This is a genomic window from Rothia sp. ZJ1223 (assembly GCF_016900985.1).
Classification (GTDB): Bacteria; Actinomycetota; Actinomycetes; order Actinomycetales; family Micrococcaceae; genus Rothia.
Genome location: NZ_JAFEUT010000004.1, coordinates 261345 through 285454 on the forward strand (window position 1 = coordinate 261345; position 24110 = coordinate 285454).

Below are 24110 nucleotides of genomic sequence, written 5' to 3' on the forward strand. Positions count from 1 at the left end.
GCATATACGGCTGTGTTCTGTACTTACTCAAGTGTAGAGAATATTTCTGGGAATTTCTTGACCGTTACATGCCCGCAGGCTCCACAAAGCGCGTCCACGGTAGCTTGCATGGCGGCGGTAGTGAGTTCCTCGCCGCGCTGCTGGCTGGTGAACCTTAGGTCATGGTGCAAAGGACAGAAGGTGCCCGCATCCAGAGCAAATCCACCCACCGCGTGGCACCGAGTCAAGAGGTAATTGGCATCTGTAGTGTGAGCTATATTTCATAGTTTAGGGCACGCTCGAAACTCCGCGAATACCGCGGGCAGAACCTAAAAAAGAGAGTTTCGCTGCGACTCAAAATAACTGCGATAGTTCAGAATCATCACACCTAACGCGTACAGGGCAAAGTAGAGGGCACCGGAAAGCACAAAAACATAGGACTGCCCCTGAACAATAAAAAACGACATCACAAAGGTAGTCATCACCGCCACCGGCACCTTACCAATGGGTAAAGCAAAGAAAATCAAGCGCCTGAGCCCCAGTACCTCTACAGTTTTACCCATGAGTTCGGCAAGCACGTAACCAACCCCCAGCGACAGGGCACCCACCAACGCCAACACAGCAACCTGCGACTGCGGAAAACCGCCGGCACGCGCCATGAGCAACCCAAAAATAAGACCGGCAAACATTCCAACAACTAGAGCAAAAATAAGGCTCTGCCAGGTAAAACCGGGCAGCGGGGTGCGGTTCTCGTAGAGTTCCCGGTTAGTATCAACAAAACTCCACCGAACGGTCTGGGTTCCGCGAGCGCCCAGCGAAAAGAATCGCGCTGATCCGCCGGTGGTTGGGGTAGTGCTCACCGGTTGGGGGTTATCGGTGGGGGCAGGTGTGGACGCCACCGTGGAGGGCGCGTCAGCATCGGTGCCTGGTGCGGGACTCACGCGCCGCAACCACCTGAACCGCAGCCACAGGAACCGCCGCATCCACCCGTTGATTCAGCTGGTGCAGGGATCTCAAACCCCTGAGCGCGCATGTACTCTTCTTGTTCCGCGACGAGATCAGTGTTTTCTGAGCCTAGGACCTTGAAGTTGCCGTCGCTGAGCATCTGAGTCTCCGCGAGGCGGGCGCGTCCGTTCTCTTCGTCGCGGTCGCTGAGCACCAGACCGTTGGCTGTGTGCAGGGCGAGGGCTTGGAGGGAGTTAAGGGTACGGGCGCGTCCTTCACCCACGATGATGGTGGCGCGCGGTGCGGCGAATCGGGTGGCTGCGATGACGCGCAGAGCGGTCATGGCAGGGAGCGGGCGGTGGCACTCGAGGGCTGGGAAGTCAATGATGAGGGTGCCGGTGTGGCCCGAGAAGCGGGCGATGTCGGTAGTCATGTCTTCGGGAGTCAGGTCGGGCGCGATGTCGAGCAGCCCCACGGAGTCGTCGCTGGCGGTGGATTCTAGGGTGGTGATGGTCGCTTGGAAGAAGCGGTATCGCAGTGATGATGCCGCATCGATGATAGAAAAGGTTTGAGAGGCGGGCGCCTGTAGCAGTTCGCTGAGTTCTTCGGGGGTGGCGGGTGCGCCGGTGATTACTCGCTGGGTCAGTTCTGTGTAAGGCATGTTTTTATTCTACTCCCGCCCTTTGTTACCATGCTCTGCTCAGGTGACCACAATAAACCTGGTCATCTGGGCAGAGGGTGGTCACACCTAAGCAGAAGGTGGTCACACCACGAGGGGGGGGTAGCGGGCGGCGGTGGGGTGCGGATGTGTGGTGGGTAGAATGGTTGGCATGGCGCTCACCCGTGAAAAGATTCTTGATACAGCTTTTACTGTGCTGTCGCAGTATGGTCTGGCTGATTTGTCGATGCGCCGTCTTGCCGCTGAGTTGGGCGTTGCTCCGGGTGCCCTCTACTACCACATCAAAAATAAGCAGGATCTGCTGAGTCACCTTGCATCGCGTCTTTTGGTTGATGTTCCGGTATCTTCGCCCACACCGGTGTCTGTTGATGAGAAGGTGACGGCGGTGGTGGACGCGTCCGCCCGGGTTTACGAGAAGCTGGTGGGTATTCGTGAGGGTGCTGAGGTGGTGCGTCTTGCTTTGGCTTTGCACCCGCAGCGGTTGGTGTTCCTCACTGACCTTGATGCTGTTTTCGGTGAGCAGGTGCCTGGGGCGGCAGATGCGTCCGACCCCGCTCTTGCGGCGAAAACCGTGCTGCACTGCATGCTTTCGCTCATTGAGGAAGAGCAGACGCGCGCCCTGGTTACAGCCGCCGAACTGTCTACTGTTGCCCCAGCGTACTATGCCCTGTCGATTGAAGCGGTCGCACGAGGGTTTTTGGTTTCACACTCGCTCTAACCCCGCGGCGTCTCGTCAGAAGGCATAGACTAGGGGGCGTATCTTTTTTCAGCGCTAAGGAGCATCTCGTGACTATTATTGAGCCTGCCTGGGCATCTGAACCTGACCACAAGGTGCTGGTAGCGCGCGTCCGCGATGCGTTTGTGGCTAAGTACGGTGTAGAGCCGGATGGGGTGTGGTCGGCTCCCGGTCGCCTGAACCTGTTGGGTGAGTACATTGATTTTTTGGGTGGCTCGTGTATGCCTATGCCTCTGCCGTACCGCACCTATGTGGCGGGCAGGTTGCGTCGTGATGGGGTTTTGCGTGCTGAGTCGGTGCAGATGCCTGGGGACGAGCGCACCGTGGTGATTCGCGATATTCACCCGGGCAATCTTAAGGGTTGGTTTACCTATGTTGCCGGTGTTGCTTGGTCGTTGAATCAGGAGGCTGGTGATATTACCCTGCCTGCTGAATTCGGCGCGGATTTGATGATTGATTCAAACGTTCCGGTCGGTGGCGGGCTGTCGTCATCTGCGGCAATTGAGTGTTCAACGGTTCTTGCGCTCATGGATCTTTCTGTTACTTTGCGTCAGCAGGTTTTAGATGCCAGCTCAGCGAATGGTGAGTTGCGGGCGCGTCTTGCTCAGGTCTGTATTCGCGCTGAGAATAAGGTGGCAGGTGCCCATACGGGTGGTTTGGATCAGACGGCATCGCTGCGTTCGACACCCGGTCAGGCTTTGGTTGTTGATTTCCGTGATTTTTCGTTACAGCCGGTTGATGTAGATCTTGAGAGTGCCGGTCTGAGTTTTTTGGTGGTTAACACTAATACTCCGCATGAGCTTGCCGGTGGTGAGTTCGCTGCGCGTCGTGCTGTGACGGAGTGCGCCACCCAGGCGTTGGGGTTGGCTTATCTGCGCGATGCTCTGCCCGATGATTTGCGCTGTGCAGGGTTGGGTGAGGCTGAGGCTAAGCAGTGGCGTCTTGCTGCTATCGATGATCTCACTAACAAAGCGATGGTTGCTATGGATTCCGTTACTCGTTGCACCGAGGCGCCGCGCGGGTGGGTGCGTCACGCTTTCCATGATATGTGTCTAGTAGAGCGCGCCGCCTACGTTATTTCGGTGGCGGACGCGCAGTCCCCCGCCGCATGGTCTGAGTTGGGCAACCTGTTTACGGAGTCCTTTGTGTCGATGCGCGATGAGTTGCAGGTTTCACGCCCTGAGATCAATACGGCGGTGGATGCGTGTTTGGACGCAGGTGCCTTGGGCGCGCGCATTGTGGGCGGTGGTTTTGGTGGTGCTGTCATGGCGCTGGTAGAAGCTGACAGCCTTTATGCAGTGTCGCAGGCAGTTGCCGATGCCTACGCGGCGTGGGGGTACGCGTCCCCTGAATTTCTGCCGATGTCACCGGGGTTCCCCGCGCAGCGCGACCACTAAGCAGCGCACTCCGGAGGTGTTCGCTGGCAACTGAACATCTGTAGAAAGTTCCCAGAGAAACAAAAATTCAGTATGCTTAGAACAAGCCGCAACGCTGAGTTGCGGGTCACTTCTAATGGTTTCGGAGTAGAAACCGCGTGATGAAAGGATGACACCTATAGGTTTCGGTATCAATGGTAAAGTCAGCGAGGGTCTGAACGCTGGTAAGGACGCAGTCAATAACAAGGCTGGCAAAGAGGTTGTTACCGACGAGCACGTTGAAAAGGCAGAGAGCATTATCAACGACAAGCCCTCAGGCTTCGGTAAGTAGAACACTCTCACCGCGTGAGCGGTAAAAATTTTTTTGATTCACTGCGTGCTTTGTGGCGCAGACAGTAAAAAAGGAGGCTCATTGATGAGCGCAGAAAACACTTTCGATAAGTTGGCTGGCAAGGCTAAAGAGGTTGGTGGCGACATCACCGGCGATCAGCGTCTTGAGTCAGAAGGCAAGGTAGACCAGGTTAAGGCTGCTGTTGAAGAGAAGATTGAAGATGTCAAGGGTGTTGTAGAGGGCATCAAGGATTCTTTGACTGACAACAAGTAAGTCTCTGATACAGCGACGCACCGCAGGGTAACCCTTCGTAGGAGGGGAATACCCTTGCGGTGCGTTTTGTTTTTTAGAAAGTATTTCAGTAACTCCATTGTTTATAAGAAAGTTAAGAGTCATGTCAGCATCACGCCCGCAGGGCACCCAGGTTGAGGCAGAAAAGTTCATGGAGGACGGCGGTGTTGTCGTTTACTGGCGTGAGGGTTGCCCCTTCTGCAAGCGTCTTGATAAGTCTTTGGGCGAGCTGGGCGATAAGGCACTGTGGGTGAATGTTTGGGAGGATTCAGCGGGTTCTGACTTCATCAAGAGCGTCAATGACGGAAATGAGATTGTGCCTACCGTAGCTGTTTCACGTGAAACATTTGTGGCTGCTGGCGATGATACGCGCTCAAAGGCAGCAACTCTTATTGAAGAGAGCAGCAAATAATGTCTTCATCAGAAACCTTCGTTGGACGCCCACCACTCAACCGCGATACGACGGTGTGCATTTCTCTCTCGGGTCGCCCTTCAAACCACGGCATCAAGTTCCACAACTACCTGTATGAGAAGTTCGGTCTAGACTTTCTCTATAAGGCAATGACCACCACCGACATTAAGGCAGCTATTGGTGGCGTGCGAGCCTTAGGTATTCGCGGGTGTTCCGTATCGATGCCTTTCAAAAAAGACGTCATCCCACTCATGGACGAAATCGACCATTCGGCAGAGGTCATTGGCGCGGTCAATACCATTGTGAACACCGACGGTTACTTGCATGCCTACAACACCGACCTTATTGCGGTGGCTTCTCTTCTGAAAAGCCACACGGTTGATCCGTCTCTACCCTTTGCTCTGCGCGGTTCGGGCGGCATGGCGGCGGCTGTTGCGGGGGCTTTCTTTGATGCCGGTTTCACGCAGGGAACCATTATTGCCCGCAATGAAGAAGCAGGACGCGCGCTAGCAACCAAATACGGTTACGAATGGGTTTCTTCACCCGAAGGTGTGCAGACCCCCGTTATTGTGAATGTAACTCCTATTGGCATGGCTGGGGGTGCTAAGGAGCATGAACTTTCTTTCCCCCAGGTAGCTATCGACGCCGCGTCCATAGTGTTTGATGTGGTCGCTATGCCGGTGGAGACTCCCCTGATTCAGGCGGGCAGAGCAGCTGGCAAAGAGGTTATTACCGGCGGCGAAGTCATCGCCCTGCAGGCGGCTGAGCAGTTTAGGCTCTACACCGGCGTTGAGGTGTCAGCGGCAGATGTAGAGGAAGCAGAGGCGCAGGCAAGCTAAAGCCCCTTGCACCGCCGAGAGTGCATTTTTAAGACATATTTTCTTTCAAAACATGTCTTAAAGTGTACTCTCGGTATTTTTCTGGACGTGCCGGGCGGCAGCTTAGTCACCGGCGGCGTCGCTACCGTCCAGGCTACCCCGGTGATGGCTGTCCCACCCACGGTGGCAATGGCAGCAGGCAGGGCTGAAACCAGCAAAATACCTGAGAGAATGAGCAAGCTAACCACCGCTCCGCTGAGGTTGAAGAGCGGCCAGATGCTCAGGAACTTGACGCGTCCGCGACAACCCGGTTTTCCCACGGGGTGACCGCGAAAAGTAAGAGGTGACCATCAAAAGTAATACTGACCGTACATTTCACGGTCAGTATTACTTTTGATGGTCACCCCTGATTTTTGGTGGTCACTTTGAGTAAAGCTGATCCGCCCTGTTGGGGCAGTAGGACGCCAGAGACCTGGGCGGACGCGCTCTCCGCCTTAGTTAAAGATTGCCACCCACAGGTTGAGTGTAGAGGCATACTCCACCCACAAAAATAGGGTAGTAATAGAAAACCTACAGGAGTGAATCCACGAGTGAAGGCACCTCGTAAGAGGACGGTGATAGTAAGGAGCAGAGCGAGAATAATAGCAAAGGCAAGGCCATAGGGCTGTGGTTCCTCAGGCAGTGTACCTACCGAAGAACAGCGGTGACTATACAGCATTAAGCACCAGCTGCACCCAGTAGAGAGTCATCAGGTTTCCGGTGGTAGCGGAGTTCTGCCACAGCTTCCAGCCGGCAATGCCGATCACAATATAAAGCAGGGTCAACACCGGGGCGAAGACGAAGTTGGGCGAGTTCCAGGGCACTTTGTGAGCAGTAGCGTACCAGCCGTCAATATAGTGGGAGGTAAGCATTTACCTACAAAACCGACTATCAGGGGCACAAGATTAAAACCAGTCAGGGCAAGCTAGGTTCTAGTTCCTGCACGTTGCCCACGGTTGTCAGCTATAGCATATGATTTCACGGTGTTCTCTCCACAGTGAAGGTATTACCAGCAAGTTTGCGGTGACCGGTTGTTCGTTGCCCCCCCCTGGCGCTGACCTGCCAACCATTTCCTTGCAATTTACGCGCCTCAAGGGGTTTTTCATGTTTCTTTCATATTCTTCTGGCAAAATTATAAGCATGATGAAGAAAACTACATACGCAGCAACAGGAATTTTCGCCCTTCTCGCCTTGAGCGCATGCGGTTCAAACACCGCAGAACCTGCTCCCGAGGTATCAACTGTCACCGTGACCGCAGAGGCACCGGCATCCACCCCGACAGCCGATGCAAACACCTCAAATGCAGCAGCTAAAACTTCAGCGGCAAGCTCAGCAACCAGCCAGTCCCCAGTATCAAAGGTTTCACGTGCCCTTGATGTAGCGGGCGCGGTAGATGCAGTGCGCAAAGCGCATCCCAATGCGCAGATTGTCTCTATCAGTGCTGATGACGATTCAGACCACTGGGATGTTAGCGCCGTCGAGGATAATAAAGAACTCGATATTCACATTCACGGCACCCAGGTTGAGCTTGAAGATGTTGATGTAGATCATGATTCTGACAGCGACGATATTCGCGATGCCGGCGAGGCGCGGGTTGATATCAAGGACGCAATCGCTACCGCGCAGGGCGAGAAATCCGGCGAAGAGGTAGAGAGCGTGAGCCTTGACCGCATTGATGCCCAGAACAACCGCCTGGTATGGGAAGTTTCCTTTGATGTTGTTGGCAACGACGATGAGGTAGACGTTGATGCGGTAACCGGTGAGGTTGTTACTCGCTAAAGTCATTCACGAGTACTGATTTTTCCTTCAAGAGGGCGCCCCTAGTGGGTGCCCTTTTTGGTGCTCTTGGTGCTCTGTCACTTAGCTGAATGAAAGTTTTTTAAAATTACAAAGAGTCCACACCCTGTTCTTAAAGGTTTTCCACAGATGGGGATAATTCTGGGGATATTCCTTACATGCCTGTAATTCCAAGGGTGTCCAAGACGCCAAGAAACCCTGAATTGCAGTATCCACAGGCTTGTTAACACCTGTGGAATTACACTGCTGTGGTTACTAACAGGTGTGGATAACTTCTGTGGATTATGTAATTACGACATTTCACATTAGAGGCCGCTAATTAACCGCAACACACGACACAAAGAGAGAAAGGGGGGTGGGGCAGACATGTCTGCCCCACCCCTCAGCCCGCCACCTATTACCTGTGGACTGCCGGTTTTTTGTTTTTAAGTTTCAGCAGATTAGCAACGCGGGCGCCAGCCATAAGGGCGCCAGCAATAAGACCGCCGAGGTGACCTTCCCAAGAGATATTGGGGAAGATCAGCCCGAAGGCGAAGTTGATGGCGATAAGGGTCGCGAGAGAGCGGGTGTTGCCGCCGCGCAGTTTGGTTAGCACCAAAAGGGCACCGAAGAGACCAAAGACGCCGCCTGAGGCACCTACCACCGTCGCGGTGGGGGCAATCATCAGAACAGCTAAAGATCCACCCAAAATCGCCAGCAGGTAGGTCAGCAAATATTTGACCCTACCCATGAGCGGTTCCAGAGCCTGCCCAAAGAGGTAGAGAGTAAACATATTCATACCCACGTGGGCGATGTTGGATTGTGAGTGTACAAAACCTGCGGTAAGCATACGCCACCACTCCCCTGTGTACTGAACGTACTGCCCGTTGAAGGCTAGGTGCTGCAGAACAGTCGCACCCGGCAATATAACCTGAGCTGCATATATTAGAAGGTTGAGCACAATCAGCACCATCGTCACAGGGTAATTCGCCCACACCCCGCCGCGGTCTTTACGCTGCTCTTGATGGTAATTCTTGCCGGTCGCCTGCCTATAGCAGTCAGTGCAGATCATCCCTACTTCAAGCGGTATCTGGCATTGTCCACAGGTAGGACGCGCGCATCGACCGCAGCGCACATAGCTCACCTGATCGGGGTGGCGAGCACAGGTGGGAAACTGCTGGTGCTCTTCGTAGGCACCGTAACGGGTAGGTTGAGGTGCCTGAAAATCTCGTGCACCATCATCCGGTGAATAGGGGTCTTGCTGGTTCACGCGCGTCCTTATCTCCATGGTTAACTACCGGGCATACAGTAAATGCCCGCACATTGTACGGGCATCCACTGAGCCTTTATTAGCGCGTTAGCGCTTGAAAAATTTTTAGAGCTGTTCGATATCTACTGATGAGATAACAACATCTTCAACGGGGCGATCCATAGCGCCGGTTGCTACGCCTTCAATAGCGTCTACAACCTTCTTGGAATCCTCATCTGCTACCTCACCGAAGATGGTGTGGCGGCCGTTGAGCCAAGGGGTCTCAACGGTAGTGATGAAGAACTGTGAACCGTTGGTGCCGGGGCCAGCGTTAGCCATTGCCAGCAGGTAGGGCTTGTTGAAGGAGAGTTCGGGGTGAATCTCGTCCTTGAACTGGTAGCCGGGGCCACCGATGCCCTGCCCCAGGGGGTCACCGCCCTGAATCATGAAGTCACGAATGATGCGGTGGAAAACGACGTCCTTGTAGAGGGGGCCGTTCTGTACTTCGCCGGTACGGGGGTGGCGCCATTCCTGGGTGCCATCTGACAGACCGATGAAGTTCTTAACGGTGAGCGGCGCGTGGTTACCGAAGAGGTTAACAACGATGTCGCCGTGGTTGGTATGAATAGTTGCTTTAGCTGTTGCAGTCATGTTTGTTATCTTCTCACGCATGAACAGCCCCGCGCTACACTTTGGGGGTTCTTTTGCAGGTAGCGAAAGTGGGTGGACGCTAGTGAACGCCTGAAATCGCGGTCTGAGGAAAACTTTAGCGAACAGTGAAACCTTGAGTGTTGAGAGGTGATTTCTTAGGGTTTTGGGGCGATAGAACGTAAGCTGATATACAAACATACGTTTGCTGGTAGCTCGTCGTTTCATTTTTTGGCGTGAGTACCGGCACCTATAGGGAGGTATATCGAATGGTATTCGGTAAAGACCGCAAGGTAAAGAAGGCTACTAAGGCAGCTGAGAAGGCTTTTGCTAAGGCACAGAAGACCACTGGTAAGAAGGCTGACAAGTTCGCGAAGATCGCTGAGAAGAACGCCGCTAAGGCCGCGAAGCTGGGCGAGAAGAAGCTGAACAAGACTCAGAAGTCTGTTGCAGCAACCGGCAAGAACGCTCAGAAGGCGTTCAAGGCTGCTCAGAAGGACGGCGCTAAGAAGCTGAACAATGTTCAGGAGACTTTGAGCGATAAGTTCCAGGAGCAGATTGAGAACGTAAGCCCCGTTGTTGAGGATGCAGTATCAAATGCTCGCCTCAAGGCAGCTGCGGTTGCTTCAAATGTTGCTGATAAGCTCTCTGACGCTGAGGTGCCCACTCAGGTTGAGACCGTTGTTGCTAAGGCAACCGGTAACAAGAAGGCTGTGAAGCAGGCTCAGAAGGCAGCTGTTAAGGCTGCTAAGCAGTACGCGAAGGATCAGAAGAAGGCTTCAAAGAAGGGCGGCAAGGGTCTGCTCATTGTTGGTCTGATTGTTGCTGCTGGTGTTGCTGGTTTCTCAGCGTACAAGGCATCACGCCCCGTTGAGGATCCCTGGAAGACCCCCGCGGCTCGCTAAGTCTTACATTTTTCTCAAGCGGTGTGAGAGCGTGTGCTCTCGCACCGCTTTTTGTATGCCCTTTTCTGTTCTTGCGAGAACGTACCGCATTGGGGAGCAGTTCAGCCTTATACAGGTTTATTCTGCGCTGGCGCGTTTGAAGGCGGTACTTTTCGCGCTGTCCTTGTGGCTAATCAGTGGTTGTTTGCTCTTGAGCTTAGGTTTGTCGAATGCGCTGGTGGAACTTGCGGTGCTACCCTATACCCCCTTAGCGGGGCTCCTTTTGTGGGCATTACGGATACGGACCTCGGCAACCGCAAATAAAGGCTGGAAGAATTTTCTCTGGACCAACTACGCGGTGGGTTTTCTGCTCACCATGTACCTGATTTTCAGAGCAATAGCCTAAAGCCTTTGCCTCCATCCATAAAAATACCCTCCCGCAACCCCACAGTCCCGAGGGGCGCAGGTTGAGAGAGGGTATTTGAGTATCTACAGAGGTTAGAGGTTCTAGCGTGTCTCGTCCACGATGGCGTGGCGGGTGGTCAGCGGACCGTCAAAATCTTTGTTCTTGCGTTGCATCATCAAACCGATACCGGCTGAGATGAAGAACAGTACAAGCATGAAGAAGAATAGTGGCCAGATGCCCGAGAAGAAGATAATCGGCACTGCCAGCGCGGTCACCATACCGCCGCCGAAGAAGGGCTCAAAGATGAGCTGCTTGTAGCCGAAAGCCTCAAAGGCGGGGGTTTCGCCCTTGGGGTCAACCACGCGCATCAGGATCAGACCGGTTGCGGTAACGCCCATGCCCTGACCGAAGTCGCCGATGCCGCGCTCAAACCAGTAGTAGCCGAGTACGCGCGGTGCCAGGAACAGGAAGATCGCGACGTTGAAGATAATGCCGGCGATCGCCAGAATCAGGAAGGTGCCCAGGTTCTCGCCCACTGCTGCCAGTGAGAGGGTGCCCATTGCGGCAACGATGAGGAAGTCCAGTGCCCAGCCTTGAATACGTAGCATCATCTGGTGGTCGATGATGTGATCGACCTTCAGCGCGGTAGCGATCCATTGTACGATCACGCCGCCAATGAGTGCCATGGGGAACAATGGAACGTAAGAGAAGATTTCCAGAGGGGTCGATTCATCAAGCATGATCTTGCCCCAGGTCAGTGATTCTACCCAACGCAGCGCTTCGAGGATCACCCAGCCGATGATGATTGCCACAGCCATGATTGACATGTGCAGTGAAAGGGGCTCTACGGACGCTGGACGTGAGGTCATCTTGCCAGCTTCGTAGTGCTCATCTGAGCGGAACAGGCCTTTCTGTTCCTCAACGCTCATGTGGGCGTCCCCGCGCAGAACCTTGGTTTTGCCGGTGCGAACAGCCCAGTTAATCATGGCGATACCGATAACGATGCCTCCCACGATACCAACGGTTGCCAGACCAACAGCGAGGTCAGCGCCGGTCTCGAAGCCGAGCTCAATCATTACGTCGCGCATACCTGCTGCGGTGCCGTGACCGCCCTCAAAAGCGATTTCAATGAGCGCACCAGACATGGGGGATGCTGAAAAGGCGGGAATTAAAATCAGTGCGGTGAGCAGCAAACCAACAACGTACTGGCCTGAGCCCATCGCAACACCGAAAGAAAGCTGCGGGCCTGCCAGCTTGAAGGCACGCTTGGGGTTGGGCAGAGGCTGACCCAAGAACATGGTCGCAAAGATAACGCTAATGAGCAGACCGGGAAGAGCCTTCCAGGTGGTAATCATGGTTTCGTTGAAGAAACCGAACTCGCCCCAGGGGCCTCCAAAGCGTCCGAGAACCTGAGGTCCGAGTAGCAAAAGAAGCGCGCCACCGATGATAGAGCTGGGCAGAAACAGGTTCTGCGCCATGCTTGATTTCACGCGAACAAACTTACCGATCAGTAACGCTACTCCCAGAATGAGCAGCGAGAAGCCAATGGCTTGTGGAGACATAGAGGCACCTTTTGTGTCAGTAACACGCTAAAAACGTGTGTGGTGATTACTTTTAAGAACAAGCGTAATCGGGGTTACAGCTTTTCTAGCTTATGAGCAGATGCTCAAGATTACCAATGCGCAGATTAGCAGGTAAGAAATATCACCGGCTAGCGGTTGATCCGGCGGCATCGGCTGCGGTGACACCGCGAGCTGAGTGGATGCTGCACGTTCATGGTGGCACAAGGAGGCACCACGGACGTGAGCACAACGAAAAAGACCCAGCTCCTAAGAACTGGGTCTTTTTCTCACCTATCCGGCTAATAAAATTAGCTCGGCGATAACCTACTCTCCCACACCCTACCGAGTGCAGTACCATCGGCTCGAAGAGGCTTAGCTTCCGGGTTCGGGATGGAGCCGGGCGTTTCCCTCTTGATATAATCACCGAAACGTGGAGGCGAGGGGACTCGAACCCCTAACCCCCTGCTTGCAAAGCAGGTGCGCTACCAATTGCGCCACGCCCCCGTGGTGTATAAATAGCTTACCGCAGGTAAACATCTTAAAACAAATCAGTACACGGTGTTCTGTATCACTACTACTTTGCGTGCGGTAAAACCGCAAGCCCACCGACACTTCATACCTCGGGCGGACGCGTCCGCCCGCACCCACCACCACAAAGGCACCACCTGCCTTCCCCAGGCTAACCGGGGGGTAAACAGCAGATGGTGCCTTATGGCTTGAGAGTATGTGACTACTTCTGAAGATTGGTGTCAGAATCTACGGCACGGTATTCACCGGTTGCAGTATCTGAGTTTTCCTCAAGGTGACGGGCATCGATTTTCAACCCGCGCGATCCGAGAATTTTTGCCACACGGTCGATGTCTTCGTCACTGGGTGCCTGACCAACGACCTTGCGAATGTACTCGTTGATGCGGTTATCACTCACGTATTCCTCACCGCGGGCTTCGCGGGATTTCATGAGGCGTCGAATGACTTCTTCAAGCTGGCCGTCGGTGAGGTTGTAACGTAGCACCGCCATGACCGCTGCACGGTCTGTGGGTGGCACGTCCTCAGGGTAGCCTGCGCTCAGCCAGTCAATCACACGTGAAATAACGTTCTTATCGGGCATCGTTGCCTCCTTGGGTAAAGTGCAGTTTCTTTAAATCCTAGTTGCCAGTAAGACCAAAGAGGTTAAAACCGGTCATGTGGAAGATAAAGTCTTTTGCAATCCAGAGGATACCCAGAACAATCACCACAATGATGACCGCGAAAATGAGGTATCCAACCGCTTTGGCGATGCTTGAGGGCGGATCAACTTCGATAAGCCTGCCGTCTGCGGTGTATTCGGTAGTGCCTGCCATACAGCGCATACCCAGTGAGTAGAGGGCGGGCATACCGGCACCGAAGAAGAGACCTGCCAGCAGAACGGGGATGATCTTTTCAAAGATTTCTGCGAAACTCATGGTTATCGTCCTGCCTTCTGTGAGCTAACAGCTTCTGCCGCTGCGGTGGCAACGGGTGCCGCTACGGAGGTTGAGTCTTCCCAGTCGTCATTGACGTTGGTGGGGTCAATGGGCTGTTTGCGTGAGTGCAGGAACATCCAGGTGCAGAAGCCTACGAGAATGAGGAAGACGACGAGTTCACCCAACCATTCGCTACCACTGAAGTGGTTGATGTAGTGACCGATGAACCAGGTGGCAGCACCAACAGCGCCCGCGGCGGGCAGAGTAATGAGCCAGGCAATAACCATGCGACCCATGACACCCCAGCGCACTTCTGCGCCCTTACGTCCCAGACCTGAACCCAGGATTGAGCCGGTTGCGGTGTGAGTGGTTGACAGCGCCATACCGAAGTGTGATGAGGTAAGAATGATTGCTGCTGACGAGCCTTCTGCTGCCATACCCTGCGGTGAGTCGATTTCAACGAGACCCTTGCCAAGGGTGCGGATGATGCGCCAGCCACCTAGGTAGGTACCCAGAGCGATAGCCAGTGCGCAGGTGAGGCGTACCCAGAAAGGAATGCTTGCTTCGGGGTCGATTTCGTTGGCTGCTACCAGTGCTAGGAAGATAACGCCCATGGTTTTCTGCGCGTCATTGGTGCCGTGTGCCAGCGAAACGAGTGAAGCAGTGGCTACCTGACCGTAACGGAAGCCCGAGCGCTTTTTCTCATCAGAGACGGGCTGCGAGAGGCGGTATACCAACCAGGTGCCCACGGTTGCAACGATGGTTGCGATGAAGGGCGCTGCGATGGCGGGAATAATAATTTTGGAGAGGACGCCACTCCACAGTACGCCATTAGCACCCAAGGACGCGAGGGTCGCGCCGATAAGACCGCCAAAGAGAGCGTGTGATGATGATGAGGGCAGACCCAGCAGCCAGGTGAGCACGTTCCAAAGGATCGCGCCAACGAGGCCGGTGAAGACGATCAGCATGAGGCTGTTATTTGAGCCTGCCGAGTCGAGGTTTACGAGACCCTTACCGACGGTCTTAGCAACCTCAATGGAAAGAAAAGCGCCGATAAGGTTGAGCACTGCTGAGAGCGCTACAGCGGTTTTAGGTTTGAGAGCTTTAGTGGCGATGGAGGTTGCCATCGCGTTCGCGGTGTCGTGGAATCCGTTCGTGAAGTCGAATGCCAGCGCAGTGAGCACCACGATTGCCAGGATAATCAGTTCAGTAGTCACATAAGAATTATCGTCTGCTCAGATTAAAGATAAAAGCAGGTGAACACCACACAACCCACAGCTAAAAGTGGGCAAAACTTCGAGAAAACCCACACAAAGCCAAACGATAAATAGGTTTTGACTTTTACATCCCAAGGAATAAAGGGGTCTTAAAACCTTGATATATCAAGGGAAGCTATGCACAACAACCGTGCATCACCACCACCTACAACACCCACCTACCAGTGGCTTTCGTGCGCTCAAACACCTTAAACCCACACCTTAGAACCGCATGGTTAACTCATGTTTACCCACTGTTCATCTTAAAAAGGGTGAGATGCTGATTACTGCAAAAGTTCTAAGGGTTCAACAGTGCTGGCTTTATACGCCGGCAAAGCCCCAGAGAGAGCACCGACCAGGGCGCCCAGCAGAGGTAAAGCTGCCGTGTACGCAGGTATTGAAAAGTCCCATCCGTTAACGTGGGCAACAGTGAAAGCTATACAGATGCCTACGACAAAGCCGCTTAGCGCACCCAGTGCGCCCACAATAATTGCTTCAATCAAGAACAGCATCGCTACTGACCTACGCGCAGCACCTAATGCACGGTTAATACCTATCTCTCGGCGGCGCTCCCATACAGACATGTACATGGTCATCATGATGCCAAAGCTGGTAGAAACAACCATGACTCCTAAGATAACAGCGGTGAGCAGGCGGGAATCTTCGGTGAGCTGACGTTTGAGCTGCTGAGGAGAGGGTGGAATCGCGATATTAACGTCATCAGGACGAGAGGGGTCAAGAACTCTTTTTAAGTCTGCACCTGCTGTTTCTGCGCCCCCAGGAGCCACCTTGATGACAAGGGCACGAGCAGAAGTAAAGATTTCGGGAAAGAGAGCTGAATCTGGCGACACCATAACTGCTACAGCGAGCGCTGCCTTGTCTGGGCCGTCCTTAATAATTGCTGCAACGCTGACTGCTTGGTTGTTGATGAGTAGGCAATTTGACCCTGGTCGGGTGGTAACTCCCAGGTCTTGGGCCAGTGCTGAACCCAGCATAACGGTGGGCTCAGTTGCATGGTGGGGACGGTAGTAGGCTCCTTCGGTAATGGTGGCTTCACGGGCATGCAAGCCTTCTTGGCTCACGATAGCTAGGGTGACGCTCTTATGGGTGGTGCGGCGCAGAGTAGAGACGTTTAAAATTGGCTGCTCACTGATGGTGAGTGTTCCGCCTGTTTCGACGGAGGGCACCTGGTTGATGCGGTTTTGGATTTCTTCTTCGCTTATTTGCCATGTGTCGGGTTGCAGCCTCACACCAATATGGGCGGACTCGTATTTAGTCAATCGAGTAGCACTGTGTAATGCTGATGATTCTGAGATGCCTATGAGGGCAACAACGCTGGCTGCGCCCACGAGCATGGCTCCTATGGTGAGCAGGTTTCTTTTGTACCTTCGAATAACACTGAGAAAGGCGTAGTAAACCGTGGTTTTCATGGTTGAACCTGCTGTTTTTCTTCGGTCAGTTTGCCGTCGGTCATCGTGAACTGCCTATCGCAGCGAGCAGCTATATCCGGCTCATGAGTAATAATGACGAGGCTTTGCTGTTCGCTTCGTGAGTTAAGGAGCAGGTCTAGAATTTTGTGGGAGTTTTGGGTATCAAGGTTTCCTGTAGGTTCATCGCACAGCAGTAGAGCCGCGCTACTTGCCAGTGCCCGTGCTACCGCTACCCGCTGTTGCTCGCCACCTGACAGCTGAGAAGGACGAGCGTGACTTCGGTGAGAAAGTCCCACTTCTTGTAGCGCTAGTTTGGCTTTTTCTGCTGCTTGATGTCTGGGGGTTCCTCTGAGTTCAAGGGCATATCGAACGTTTTCGAGAGCACTAAGATGCTGAACAAGATGAAAAGCTTGAAAAACAAATGAGATGTTCTCTTTGCGCATGAGTGTTCGCTGCGCGTCCTTGGCGGTGCTGAGGTTTTCGCCCAGAAGAATGAGTTCCCCGCTGGTGGGCGTGTCTAGTAGCCCGATGAGGGCTAGCAGGGTTGATTTACCGGAGCCTGACGCCCCGGTGATTGCAATAGATTCTCCTGGGTAAATAGTGAGATGGGCAGATGTCAAAGCCCAGGTATTCGGTTCAAAGAAACGGGAAAGTTCTTTGGCTTCAAGAAGAGGTGCAGGCATGGTCATATTCAAGGCAGAGTCAGTTCTGCACCGGGGGTAAGCAACGGATTGGGGTCTTTGACTTCGCAGTAACCGCCTTGGCAGTGACCGGTGGTGATATCAACCTGTTGTCCGTTGACGAGCACATACTGTCTGCCGCTTGTTTCAACGCTCACTGCCGGTTCGGGAACCGTAATAGCGTCGGGGGAGCTTGATGCAGTTGTCACGATTACAGAGGATTCTGTGAAGTCTGCACCTTCTGGAATTTCTATGTTCAGCTCAAAGTACTGAACTTTTCCTTCTGGTGGGAGCTGTTGGCTTTCCGGTGCGGAGTCTGCACTTTTATCGGTGTTTACAGCAGATGAGGGTTTTTCAGGGGGACGCGCTTGCCCCACTGTCGCTTGCAGACGTTGACCGTCTTTGAGGGTAACAACTGCCTGCTGTTCAGGTTTCACCGCTTGAGCGGTGGTTGATGAATCAACGCTAAATCGCAAGGTTTGGCTACCATCGCCGACTGTACACAGGGGTTGTTGGGGCGCTTTACCCACCTCACCGCACAAGCTAGACACGGTGTAGCGCTCGTGAGGCACAAAGAAATATTCCGAGCGTGGCATACTAGTTGTATAGCGAGCATCGTCGTCTTGAGACGCATCCACATTACCCGGTGGGTAGTAGCCTGAGTTGAGGTAGAAAAGGTAGACAGCGTTAGCGGTGTCTTTGCCGTATTCCCCTAGCTCATCGTAAATAGGGTATCCCAGTGCTACTAGGGTGCGCTGAACTTGGGCTACGTCCTCACCTCGTACACCCGGTGCAAGATCACGATAGGCAGGAACCCCTCCTTCAAAAATAAATAAGGGACGCTCATCAATAGTTGCTACAACATCGCCGCTTTCTAGAACCGTGCCAACAGCAGGTGCTTCGCGCGTCACCACAGACGAGGCACTAACGGGCGGTGCTATCTCTGCTGCGCCTTCTTGAACAACAGATACGGGGGCTTGATATGTCTCAGCCAAGGTTTGCTGCACAACCTTAGCCGTGAGAATTTCAGCTTCCTCAGATTTTTTCTCTGACTCTGCCTGCGTATTCGTTCCCATGAGGAAGGCATAGAGTGCTAAACAGGTCATAGCAACCAGTAGCAGCACCAAGAGTGGAACAATGATGCCGCGACGCGGCGGGTACTGCTGCTGGTCCATGATTTCTTCCTCTACTTACGTCCTTGTAAGCGTGATGATGTATTACGAATTGACGATATCTATAGCGTTCTGTTGTGCAGCCTCTTCGATGTCACGAATTTTCAGCACCATCTCTTCGTTTTCCTTCAGCCATTGCGAGATGCGCTTGAGGTACTCCTTGTTGGTTTTTTCCACAATCTTTGAAGATTGCTGACACTTGTAGTCGGTCACAGCAATATTTAGTTCTTCTGTATGAGGAGATTGGCCGGGCAACCTATACTGACCAAGTTTTTCTTCAACCTGTTGCGCTAGATGCTCAGGTGTTTCAGCAGTGAATCCCGTTTTATCTGTAATGCAGGCCTTGTAAGCACTCGTTTCTTTCCCAGCAGCGTCAAAGATGTCTTCAATTGTTCCTTCTTGCTCACCGGTTTTCATCTCATTGATGAAGTTTTTATAGCGGGTAGCATTTTCTAATGAGCCATAAATTTTTTCCTCTGCAACAGATACGCACCCGTCTGTTCTTACGCTAACTACTACGCCCGATGACAACGTGATATCTGAAGTTGAACTCTGAGACGAGCCGTATAGAGCCGATTGCTGTTCAGCAGTGAGTGACGAAGATTCCTTGTAAGTGCCGGGGTAGCCATCTCTGGCTGCATCTTCAGAGGTAAATATTCCGCTAATCCCTAGAAGCGATGAGCGCTGTGAACTTTCAAGCCCTTGCGCTTGGGGAACACCTCGTTGCATAAGGCATTGCTCAACCAACTGTTTATAAGCTGCCTCAATATCTGGGTTCGGAGTGCTGTAGTTATTGATAATTTCTCGAGTTTGGGGGTGAACCTCACCCACTCCGGTGTTTGCACCACAAGCAGTCAGTACCAAACAGGCAGTAGCAGTTAGTATCCGCTTCATATTTACCTCTCTTGTTTGTGAGACAGACTTGTCAGAACAGCAAACGTGCCTCGAAACAATAATTAACTACCTCCGGTCAAAATGATCGATGACATCGTTTGCTCTACCAAGATACGAATATGACGCATTGTTATTGAAGTAGAACACTTCAGCAGATGACCATGCGTTGATAACATTGCGACCAGACCAGCACCTATCACCATTGATACCGCAATCTTTTGGGGTGAACTCATTGCCATGAGATTCCCCTTTCATGATTCGCTCATGCAAGTGTCACTTCACTATTGAAGTGACACTACAAAAGTAACTCGAATCACAAAAAGAATCAAGACCTTCCAGAAAATTTATTTCATCGCTACAGGTGCCTTAGATACCTGCCCGGCGCGTCCAGAAATGTTTTCCAATGCATCAGCATTTCAAGATCTTCAACATTCACCGGGCGCATACCACACCCACCAACTTCAAGGACGCGCGCACCCGGCACCTGCATGAGCAGCGGCGAGTGCGTACACAGGATTACCTGGTGCCCCGCTTCAAGGTGTTCCATTATCAAGGCGATGAGCCTTAACTGACCGTTAAAAGAAAGCCCCGACTCGGGCTCATCAAAAATCCACAAACCACCGCGAGAACGAGCAGCCTCAACCATCTCTAGAACAGACTCACCGTGGGACTGCCTAAAATAACGCGGTGCCATGTCAGACCCAGCAAGCACCCGATAACTCACCAACGAGTGAACCGTCTCAGCCCGAAAAAACAACCCCTCGCGGGATTTCGCCGCACCCCGCACCGGCTGCAGCCACCGAGCCAGCAAAGACTCACCCTCGGCACTCTCACGCTGATCCCATGACGTGCCACCCTCAACAGGCAAGCCGTAGACAACCGCCAGAGCTTCTACCAGCACAGACTTGCCAGCCCCATTCTCACCCACGATGACCGTCAGCGGCGCGAAATCTAGCCCCTCAGCAAGCACAGCCCGAACACTGGGCACCGTGAATGGCCAACGGTCGCGGGAGAGCGCGTCCGCCCCGTTAACAGCGCACACAGACCGCAAGGCGAGGGTAGAAATAGTCATAAGTCCATACTACGTTCACCCTCATATAACAGAGACAGGTAGCTGATAATAGAAAAACGCGTTCAGTATTCTCGCCGAACACGTTTAGAAAAGAATAGCGATAGGAGCAGATATGTCGTTGCAGGACATATAGGTTCCCTATTCTCCGAAAACGCGAGGCCACTTCTAGAGACAAACACCCATAAACAAAAAACCCAGCCACACAGTGACTGGGTTTTTTATAAAATTAGCTCGGCGATAACCTACTCTCCCACACCCTACCGAGTGCAGTACCATCGGCTCGAAGAGGCTTAGCTTCCGGGTTCGGGATGGATCCGGGCGTTTCCCTCTTGATATAATCACCGAAACGTGGAGGCGAGGGGACTCGAACCCCTAACCCCCTGCTTGCAAAGCAGGTGCGCTACCAATTGCGCCACGCCCCCGTAATAAAGAGCTGAATCTCTATTTAGTTAAGTGAATCAGTTGATTCATTCCAAGTAGCTTTCGCTTCTTGGTTTTCCTTGACCTTGCGAGCCGCAATGAAACTTACCGCACCAGCCATAGCAATGACTATCAGTTTCTTCATCGTGACCCCTTGAGCTTTCGGAGAGTGGGCGTACCAGGACTTGAACCTGGGACCTCTTCGTTATCAGCGAAGCGCTCTAACCGCCTGAGCTATACGCCCTCCGTTCCGCAGCGGAACGAAATACAACTCTACACAGGTTTCACCCTCTTGCCAAATCGAAAGGCGGTGTTATGCATCACAAGCCCCCCAGGGGTTGCGTAAGCACTACCCGTAAAGCACACAGCCCGCGCCCGAAACACCTTTTCAGACGCCCAGGACGCGGGTTGTACAGCTTGAATCCAATGTAACGTTTAGTCGTCGGTGAGGGTTACGCCAATACCGCCCACGAGCTTGGCAGCTACGTTGTACAGCATGGCAGCAATAACGCCCAACAAAGTCAGCAAGACAACGTTGAACACCGAAATAATAGTTGCAAACAAAGCAACCTGCCCCAGCGAAAGAATCTGATCAATCTGAATATTGTTGCCGGTAGTACCCAGCAAGCTAATAAGCTCATTCAAACCATCAAAAGCACCGGTCGTCTGCATAACCAACCACAGAATAACGGTGGCAACCACAGTCACAATACCCAGGGCAACAGAAAGCAAGAAAATCAGCTTGGCAACTGACCACGTATCAACCTTGGCAACCACCAGGCGAGCGCGGCGCACCTTCGACCGGGGGGCAGGGCGTACCAGCGGTTTGTTTCCTCGAGTTGCGGTGGGGCGGGGCTGCGGTCGGGCAGCACCCTTACGCGGCGCGCTTGAGCTCTTAGGCGCTGAAGCGTTGGTGCTCACTAGTTACCTCCGTGCTGGGCAGGTTCAACCGCGTCAGCGGTGTTTTCATCTGTTTGATTATCTAACGGTACTTCATTTTCTGCGACCTCAGAGTTTTCTGCGGTGTTTTTTTCAGCACCGTTTTCGCCCTCTTCACCCTCAGCTTCCTCTTCAAGCTGGCGGTCGTGATTACGTGCCACGCCCACAATCTGATCGCCAACTGAAGGCTTTGCGAAGATGACGCCCATAGTGTCGCGCCCCTTCGCGGGAACCTCTGACACTGCGGTGCGAACAACCTTGCCGCCCTGCATGACAACCAGTACCTCATCGTCCTCAGAAACAATCAAACCACCCACCAAATCGCCGCGATCTTCGGCGAGTTTGGCAACCTTGATGCCCAAGCCACCGCGTCCTTGAACGCGATACTGGTCAACCTGGGTGCGCTTAGCGTAGCCGCCCTCGGTTACAACAAAGACGAAGGAATCATCGCTAACGACATTGGCGCTGAGCAATTCATCATCATCGCGGAACTTCATACCGGTTACACCGGAGGTGGCTCGACCCATCGGACGCAGTGCCTCATCGGTGGCGGTAAAACGCAGTGACTGCCCCTTGCGGGAAATCAGCATCAGATCGTCCTCAGCTGAGGCAAGCATTGCTGATACCAACTCATCACCATCACGCAGGTTGATAGCGATAACGCCAGCAGTACGGTTGGTGTCGTAGTCAGAGAGCTTGGTCTTTTTAATCAGACCGTTCTTAGTGGCAAGCACCAGGTAAGGAGCATCCTCGTAGGAGGAAAGTTCCATCACCTGAGCGATTTCTTCATTGGGTTGGAAGGCTAACAGGTTAGCAATATGCTGACCTTTCGCGTCGCGTCCTGCCTCCAGCAACTCGTATGCCTTGGTGCGGTAAACGCGGCCAAAGTTAGTGAAGAAGAGAATCCAGGTATGCGTGGTAGTCACGAAGAAGTGATCGACCACGTCATCACTGCGCAAAGACGCGCCCTTGATGCCCTTACCGCCGCGATGCTGGCTACGGTACTGGTCGCTACGGGTTCGCTTGACGTAACCGCCGCGGGTAATCGTCACCACGACTTCCTCTTCAGGAATCAAATCTTCCATCGACATATCGCCGTCATAACCCATAAGAATCTTGGTGCGACGGTCATCACCGTAACGGTTGACGATATCGCCCAGCTCTTCAGAAATGATCTGACGTTGACGATCCTCTGAAGCGATAATGGCGTTATATTTGTCGATCATGCGCATCAGCTCGTCATGGCGATCCTGAATCTTCTGACGCTCCAGAGCAGCCAGACGGCGCAACTGCATGTTCAAAATAGCCTGAGCCTGTGACTCATCAATATCAAGCAGCTGCATCAAACCGGTACGCGCTTCATCAGCAGTGGGAGAGCGGCGAATCAGGGCAATAACCTCATCGAGCGCATCTAATGCCTTAAGCAGACCGCGCAAAATGTGCGCCTCTTCTTCAGCCTGCTTCAAACGGTACTTAGTACGGCGAACAATAACTTCCATCTGGTGGTTAACCCAGTGACGGATGAAAGCATCGAGCGACAGTGTGCGGGGCACACCGTCCACAATCGCCAGCATGTTCGCAGAGAAGTTCTCCTGCAAGGAGGTGTGCTTGTAAAGATTGTTCAGCACCACCTTCGCCACAGCATCGCGCTTGAGCACAATAACCAGGCGCTGACCGGTACGGCCAGAGGTCTCATCGCGCAAATCAGCAATACCGCCGATTTTGCCGTCCTTAATAAGCTCAGCAATCTTGATAGCAAGGTTATCGGGGTTTGCCTGGTACGGCAGTTCAGTGACCACTAGGCAGGTGCGACCCTTGATTTCCTCAACATTGACCACCGCGCGCATAGTGATAGAACCACGACCGGTGCGGTAGGCATCCTCAATACCCTTATGGCCCAAAATAGTTGCGCCAGTGGGGAAGTCCGGGCCCTTAATGCGGGCAATCAGAGCCTCAAGCAACTCCTCGTTGGTAGCCTCGGGGTTCTCCAAGAACCACTGCACACCGTCGGCAACCTCGCGCAGGTTGTGCGGCGGAATGTTGGTTGCCATACCCACAGCAATACCCGATGAACCATTCACCAAGAGATTAGGAATACGGGCAGGCAAAACGGTAGGTTCCTGCGACTTGCCGTCGTAGTTATCCTGAAAATCAACGGTGTCCTCGTTGATATCGCGCACCATTTCCAGGGCGATGGGAGCCATCTTAGTTTCGGTGTAACGGGGAGCCGCAGCCCCATCGTTACCCGGTGAACCGAAGTTACCCTGCCCCAAAGCCAGCGGGTAACGCATGACCCAGCTCTGAATCAGACGCACCAGGGTGTCATAAATAGCCGAGTCACCGTGCGGGTGGTACTGCCCCATCACGTCCCCCACCACGCGAGCGCACTTGTTGAAAGAACGCTCCGGACGGTAGCCACCGTCGTACATCGCGTAAATAACGCGGCGGTGTACGGGCTTCAAACCGTCACGAACATCGGGCAGTGCGCGCCCAACAATAACCGCCATGGCGTAGTCCAAGTAAGAACGCTGCATCTCGCCCTGCAGGTCGACCTGCTCCACACGTCCGGCAACAATAGCGCCTTCTTCATTGACGACAACGCCCTCAAGGGGTTCTGAGCTGTTAATAGTTTCGTCGCTCATGTTCAATTCCTTACGTCTCTCTTCTTCAATAC

25 protein-coding genes, 3 tRNA genes and 2 rRNA genes are annotated in these 24110 nt (G+C 53.3%); 8 read left to right on the plus strand and 22 right to left on the minus strand.

The window, feature by feature from the left end; all coding sequences use genetic code 11:
* Nucleotides 1-308: 308 nt before the first annotated feature.
* Together JTP09_RS07075 and JTP09_RS07080 are read right to left on the minus strand one after the other, a co-directional pair.
* Nucleotides 309-920, minus strand: coding sequence for a hypothetical protein (locus JTP09_RS07075; RefSeq protein WP_204877747.1), 612 nt, complete (start codon nucleotides 918-920; stop codon nucleotides 309-311).
* Complete coding sequence (locus JTP09_RS07080; protein WP_204877748.1) at nucleotides 917-1585, minus strand: hypothetical protein; 669 nt, start codon at nucleotides 1583-1585, stop codon at nucleotides 917-919. Before JTP09_RS07080 ends, JTP09_RS07075 begins: the two co-directional genes overlap by 4 nt.
* A gap of 148 nt (nucleotides 1586-1733) precedes the next feature.
* Between JTP09_RS07080 and JTP09_RS07085 the strand changes: the two genes are divergently transcribed.
* From JTP09_RS07085 to JTP09_RS07110, 6 genes are all read left to right on the plus strand, one after another.
* Nucleotides 1734-2321 (plus strand): TetR/AcrR family transcriptional regulator, encoded by a 588-nt coding sequence (locus JTP09_RS07085; protein ID WP_204877749.1) that lies wholly within the window; start codon nucleotides 1734-1736, stop codon nucleotides 2319-2321.
* 68 nt (nucleotides 2322-2389) lie between these two features.
* Nucleotides 2390-3736 carry a galactokinase family protein gene (locus JTP09_RS07090; protein ID WP_204877750.1) on the plus strand — a complete coding sequence of 449 codons (1347 nt, stop codon included), beginning with the start codon at nucleotides 2390-2392 and terminating at the stop codon, nucleotides 3734-3736.
* A 148-nt stretch (nucleotides 3737-3884) separates the two neighbouring features.
* Nucleotides 3885-4046: a ribosome recycling factor gene (locus tag JTP09_RS07095; RefSeq protein ID WP_239478971.1), complete on the plus strand. Its 162-nt coding sequence runs from the start codon at nucleotides 3885-3887 to the stop codon at nucleotides 4044-4046.
* An 84-nt stretch (nucleotides 4047-4130) separates the two neighbouring features.
* Nucleotides 4131-4319, plus strand: coding sequence for a CsbD family protein (locus JTP09_RS07100; protein ID WP_204877751.1), 189 nt, complete (start codon nucleotides 4131-4133; stop codon nucleotides 4317-4319).
* A gap of 121 nt (nucleotides 4320-4440) precedes the next feature.
* Nucleotides 4441-4749: a glutaredoxin domain-containing protein gene (locus tag JTP09_RS07105; RefSeq protein ID WP_239478976.1), complete on the plus strand. Its 309-nt coding sequence runs from the start codon at nucleotides 4441-4443 to the stop codon at nucleotides 4747-4749.
* Nucleotides 4749-5588, plus strand: a complete 840-nt coding sequence (locus JTP09_RS07110; RefSeq protein ID WP_204877752.1) for a shikimate 5-dehydrogenase — start codon at nucleotides 4749-4751, stop codon at nucleotides 5586-5588. Before JTP09_RS07105 ends, JTP09_RS07110 begins: the two co-directional genes overlap by 1 nt.
* A gap of 686 nt (nucleotides 5589-6274) precedes the next feature.
* Here the strand turns inward: JTP09_RS07110 and JTP09_RS07115 are convergent.
* Complete coding sequence (locus tag JTP09_RS07115) at nucleotides 6275-6478, minus strand: TspO/MBR family protein (protein WP_204877753.1); 204 nt, start codon at nucleotides 6476-6478, stop codon at nucleotides 6275-6277.
* 268 nt (nucleotides 6479-6746) lie between these two features.
* On the opposite strand from JTP09_RS07115, the gene JTP09_RS07120 reads away from it, so the two are divergent.
* Nucleotides 6747-7385, plus strand: coding sequence for a PepSY domain-containing protein (locus JTP09_RS07120; protein WP_204877754.1), 639 nt, complete (start codon nucleotides 6747-6749; stop codon nucleotides 7383-7385).
* A gap of 415 nt (nucleotides 7386-7800) precedes the next feature.
* Here JTP09_RS07120 and JTP09_RS10070 read toward each other — a convergent pair whose 3' ends face one another.
* Nucleotides 7801-8652, minus strand: coding sequence for a rhomboid family intramembrane serine protease (locus JTP09_RS10070; protein ID WP_370592529.1), 852 nt, complete (start codon nucleotides 8650-8652; stop codon nucleotides 7801-7803).
* A 105-nt stretch (nucleotides 8653-8757) separates the two neighbouring features.
* On the minus strand, nucleotides 8758-9282 hold the full coding sequence (locus tag JTP09_RS07130; protein ID WP_304621684.1) for a peptidylprolyl isomerase: 525 nt from the start codon (nucleotides 9280-9282) through the stop codon (nucleotides 8758-8760).
* A 266-nt stretch (nucleotides 9283-9548) separates the two neighbouring features.
* On the opposite strand from JTP09_RS07130, the gene JTP09_RS07135 reads away from it, so the two are divergent.
* Nucleotides 9549-10184 carry a hypothetical protein gene (locus tag JTP09_RS07135; RefSeq protein WP_204877756.1) on the plus strand — a complete coding sequence of 212 codons (636 nt, stop codon included), beginning with the start codon at nucleotides 9549-9551 and terminating at the stop codon, nucleotides 10182-10184.
* Between the two features lie 486 nt (nucleotides 10185-10670).
* Here the strand turns inward: JTP09_RS07135 and JTP09_RS07140 are convergent, their stop codons facing one another.
* The 17 genes from JTP09_RS07140 to gyrA all read right to left on the minus strand — a co-directional run bounded on the left by JTP09_RS07140 (nucleotide 10671) and on the right by gyrA (nucleotide 24078).
* Nucleotides 10671-12131: a sodium/glutamate symporter gene (locus tag JTP09_RS07140; RefSeq protein ID WP_204877757.1), complete on the minus strand. Its 1461-nt coding sequence runs from the start codon at nucleotides 12129-12131 to the stop codon at nucleotides 10671-10673.
* Nucleotides 12132-12442: 311 nt separating this feature from the next.
* Nucleotides 12443-12559, minus strand: a 5S ribosomal RNA gene (gene rrf, locus JTP09_RS07145).
* A 3-nt stretch (nucleotides 12560-12562) separates the two neighbouring features.
* A tRNA-Ala gene (locus JTP09_RS07150) sits at nucleotides 12563-12635 on the minus strand.
* A 226-nt stretch (nucleotides 12636-12861) separates the two neighbouring features.
* Nucleotides 12862-13239, minus strand: coding sequence for a DUF3349 domain-containing protein (locus JTP09_RS07155; RefSeq protein WP_204877758.1), 378 nt, complete (start codon nucleotides 13237-13239; stop codon nucleotides 12862-12864).
* 37 nt (nucleotides 13240-13276) lie between these two features.
* Nucleotides 13277-13573: a hypothetical protein gene (locus JTP09_RS07160; RefSeq protein WP_204877759.1), complete on the minus strand. Its 297-nt coding sequence runs from the start codon at nucleotides 13571-13573 to the stop codon at nucleotides 13277-13279.
* Nucleotides 13574-13575: 2 nt separating this feature from the next.
* Entirely contained in the window at nucleotides 13576-14790 is a 1215-nt protein-coding gene (locus tag JTP09_RS07165) for an inorganic phosphate transporter (protein ID WP_204877760.1), read from the minus strand.
* Nucleotides 14791-15113: 323 nt separating this feature from the next.
* The gene (locus JTP09_RS07170) at nucleotides 15114-16259 is read right to left on the minus strand and encodes an ABC transporter permease (protein WP_204877761.1); all 1146 of its coding nucleotides are present in this window, start codon (nucleotides 16257-16259) and stop codon (nucleotides 15114-15116) included.
* Nucleotides 16256-16942 (minus strand): ABC transporter ATP-binding protein, encoded by a 687-nt coding sequence (locus tag JTP09_RS07175; protein ID WP_239478978.1) that lies wholly within the window; start codon nucleotides 16940-16942, stop codon nucleotides 16256-16258. Before JTP09_RS07175 ends, JTP09_RS07170 begins: the two co-directional genes overlap by 4 nt.
* Before the next feature lie 8 nt (nucleotides 16943-16950).
* Nucleotides 16951-18114: a peptidoglycan-binding protein gene (locus JTP09_RS07180; protein ID WP_204877762.1), complete on the minus strand. Its 1164-nt coding sequence runs from the start codon at nucleotides 18112-18114 to the stop codon at nucleotides 16951-16953.
* Nucleotides 18115-18156: 42 nt separating this feature from the next.
* A complete protein-coding gene (locus tag JTP09_RS07185; RefSeq protein ID WP_204877763.1) occupies nucleotides 18157-19005 on the minus strand; it encodes a hypothetical protein in 849 nt (282 codons plus the stop codon).
* 355 nt (nucleotides 19006-19360) lie between these two features.
* Nucleotides 19361-20077, minus strand: a complete 717-nt coding sequence (locus JTP09_RS07190; RefSeq protein ID WP_204877764.1) for an AAA family ATPase — start codon at nucleotides 20075-20077, stop codon at nucleotides 19361-19363.
* Between the two features lie 229 nt (nucleotides 20078-20306).
* A 5S ribosomal RNA gene (rrf, locus tag JTP09_RS07195) occupies nucleotides 20307-20423 on the minus strand.
* 3 nt (nucleotides 20424-20426) lie between these two features.
* Nucleotides 20427-20499: transfer RNA gene (locus JTP09_RS07200), tRNA-Ala, on the minus strand.
* A gap of 23 nt (nucleotides 20500-20522) precedes the next feature.
* Nucleotides 20523-20642 (minus strand): DLW-39 family protein, encoded by a 120-nt coding sequence (locus tag JTP09_RS10075; protein WP_239478981.1) that lies wholly within the window; start codon nucleotides 20640-20642, stop codon nucleotides 20523-20525.
* A 25-nt stretch (nucleotides 20643-20667) separates the two neighbouring features.
* Nucleotides 20668-20741: transfer RNA gene (locus JTP09_RS07205), tRNA-Ile, on the minus strand.
* A 191-nt stretch (nucleotides 20742-20932) separates the two neighbouring features.
* The gene (locus tag JTP09_RS07210) at nucleotides 20933-21418 is read right to left on the minus strand and encodes a DUF3566 domain-containing protein (RefSeq protein WP_204877765.1); all 486 of its coding nucleotides are present in this window, start codon (nucleotides 21416-21418) and stop codon (nucleotides 20933-20935) included.
* Nucleotides 21418-24078 carry a DNA gyrase subunit A gene (gene gyrA / locus JTP09_RS07215; RefSeq protein ID WP_204877766.1) on the minus strand — a complete coding sequence of 887 codons (2661 nt, stop codon included), beginning with the start codon at nucleotides 24076-24078 and terminating at the stop codon, nucleotides 21418-21420. Before gyrA ends, JTP09_RS07210 begins: the two co-directional genes overlap by 1 nt.
* Nucleotides 24079-24110 lie beyond the last annotated feature (32 nt).

What these genes read in the sequence shown, in the direction of transcription:
- JTP09_RS07190 (WP_204877764.1), bottom strand. Translation starts at nt 20,077, where the DNA reads ATGACTATTTCTACCCTCGCCTTGCGGTCTGTGTGCGCTGTTAACGGG.
- JTP09_RS07175 (WP_239478978.1), bottom strand. Translation starts at nt 16,942, where the DNA reads ATGCCTGCACCTCTTCTTGAAGCCAAAGAACTTTCCCGTTTCTTTGAA.
- JTP09_RS07120 (WP_204877754.1), top strand. Translation starts at nt 6,747, where the DNA reads ATGATGAAGAAAACTACATACGCAGCAACAGGAATTTTCGCCCTTCTC.
- JTP09_RS07110 (WP_204877752.1), top strand. Translation starts at nt 4,749, where the DNA reads ATGTCTTCATCAGAAACCTTCGTTGGACGCCCACCACTCAACCGCGAT.
- JTP09_RS07105 (WP_239478976.1), top strand. Translation starts at nt 4,441, where the DNA reads ATGTCAGCATCACGCCCGCAGGGCACCCAGGTTGAGGCAGAAAAGTTC.
- JTP09_RS10075 (WP_239478981.1), bottom strand. Translation starts at nt 20,642, where the DNA reads ATGAAGAAACTGATAGTCATTGCTATGGCTGGTGCGGTAAGTTTCATT.
- JTP09_RS07140 (WP_204877757.1), bottom strand. Translation starts at nt 12,131, where the DNA reads ATGTCTCCACAAGCCATTGGCTTCTCGCTGCTCATTCTGGGAGTAGCG.
- JTP09_RS07130 (WP_304621684.1), bottom strand. Translation starts at nt 9,282, where the DNA reads ATGACTGCAACAGCTAAAGCAACTATTCATACCAACCACGGCGACATC.
- JTP09_RS07180 (WP_204877762.1), bottom strand. Translation starts at nt 18,114, where the DNA reads ATGGACCAGCAGCAGTACCCGCCGCGTCGCGGCATCATTGTTCCACTC.
- JTP09_RS07095 (WP_239478971.1), top strand. Translation starts at nt 3,885, where the DNA reads ATGACACCTATAGGTTTCGGTATCAATGGTAAAGTCAGCGAGGGTCTG.
- JTP09_RS07155 (WP_204877758.1), bottom strand. Translation starts at nt 13,239, where the DNA reads ATGCCCGATAAGAACGTTATTTCACGTGTGATTGACTGGCTGAGCGCA.
- JTP09_RS07185 (WP_204877763.1), bottom strand. Translation starts at nt 19,005, where the DNA reads ATGAAGCGGATACTAACTGCTACTGCCTGTTTGGTACTGACTGCTTGT.
- JTP09_RS07100 (WP_204877751.1), top strand. Translation starts at nt 4,131, where the DNA reads ATGAGCGCAGAAAACACTTTCGATAAGTTGGCTGGCAAGGCTAAAGAG.
- JTP09_RS07170 (WP_204877761.1), bottom strand. Translation starts at nt 16,259, where the DNA reads ATGAAAACCACGGTTTACTACGCCTTTCTCAGTGTTATTCGAAGGTAC.
- JTP09_RS07115 (WP_204877753.1), bottom strand. Translation starts at nt 6,478, where the DNA reads ATGCTTACCTCCCACTATATTGACGGCTGGTACGCTACTGCTCACAAA.
- JTP09_RS07160 (WP_204877759.1), bottom strand. Translation starts at nt 13,573, where the DNA reads ATGAGTTTCGCAGAAATCTTTGAAAAGATCATCCCCGTTCTGCTGGCA.
- JTP09_RS07135 (WP_204877756.1), top strand. Translation starts at nt 9,549, where the DNA reads ATGGTATTCGGTAAAGACCGCAAGGTAAAGAAGGCTACTAAGGCAGCT.
- gyrA (WP_204877766.1), bottom strand. Translation starts at nt 24,078, where the DNA reads ATGAGCGACGAAACTATTAACAGCTCAGAACCCCTTGAGGGCGTTGTC.
- JTP09_RS07080 (WP_204877748.1), bottom strand. Translation starts at nt 1,585, where the DNA reads ATGCCTTACACAGAACTGACCCAGCGAGTAATCACCGGCGCACCCGCC.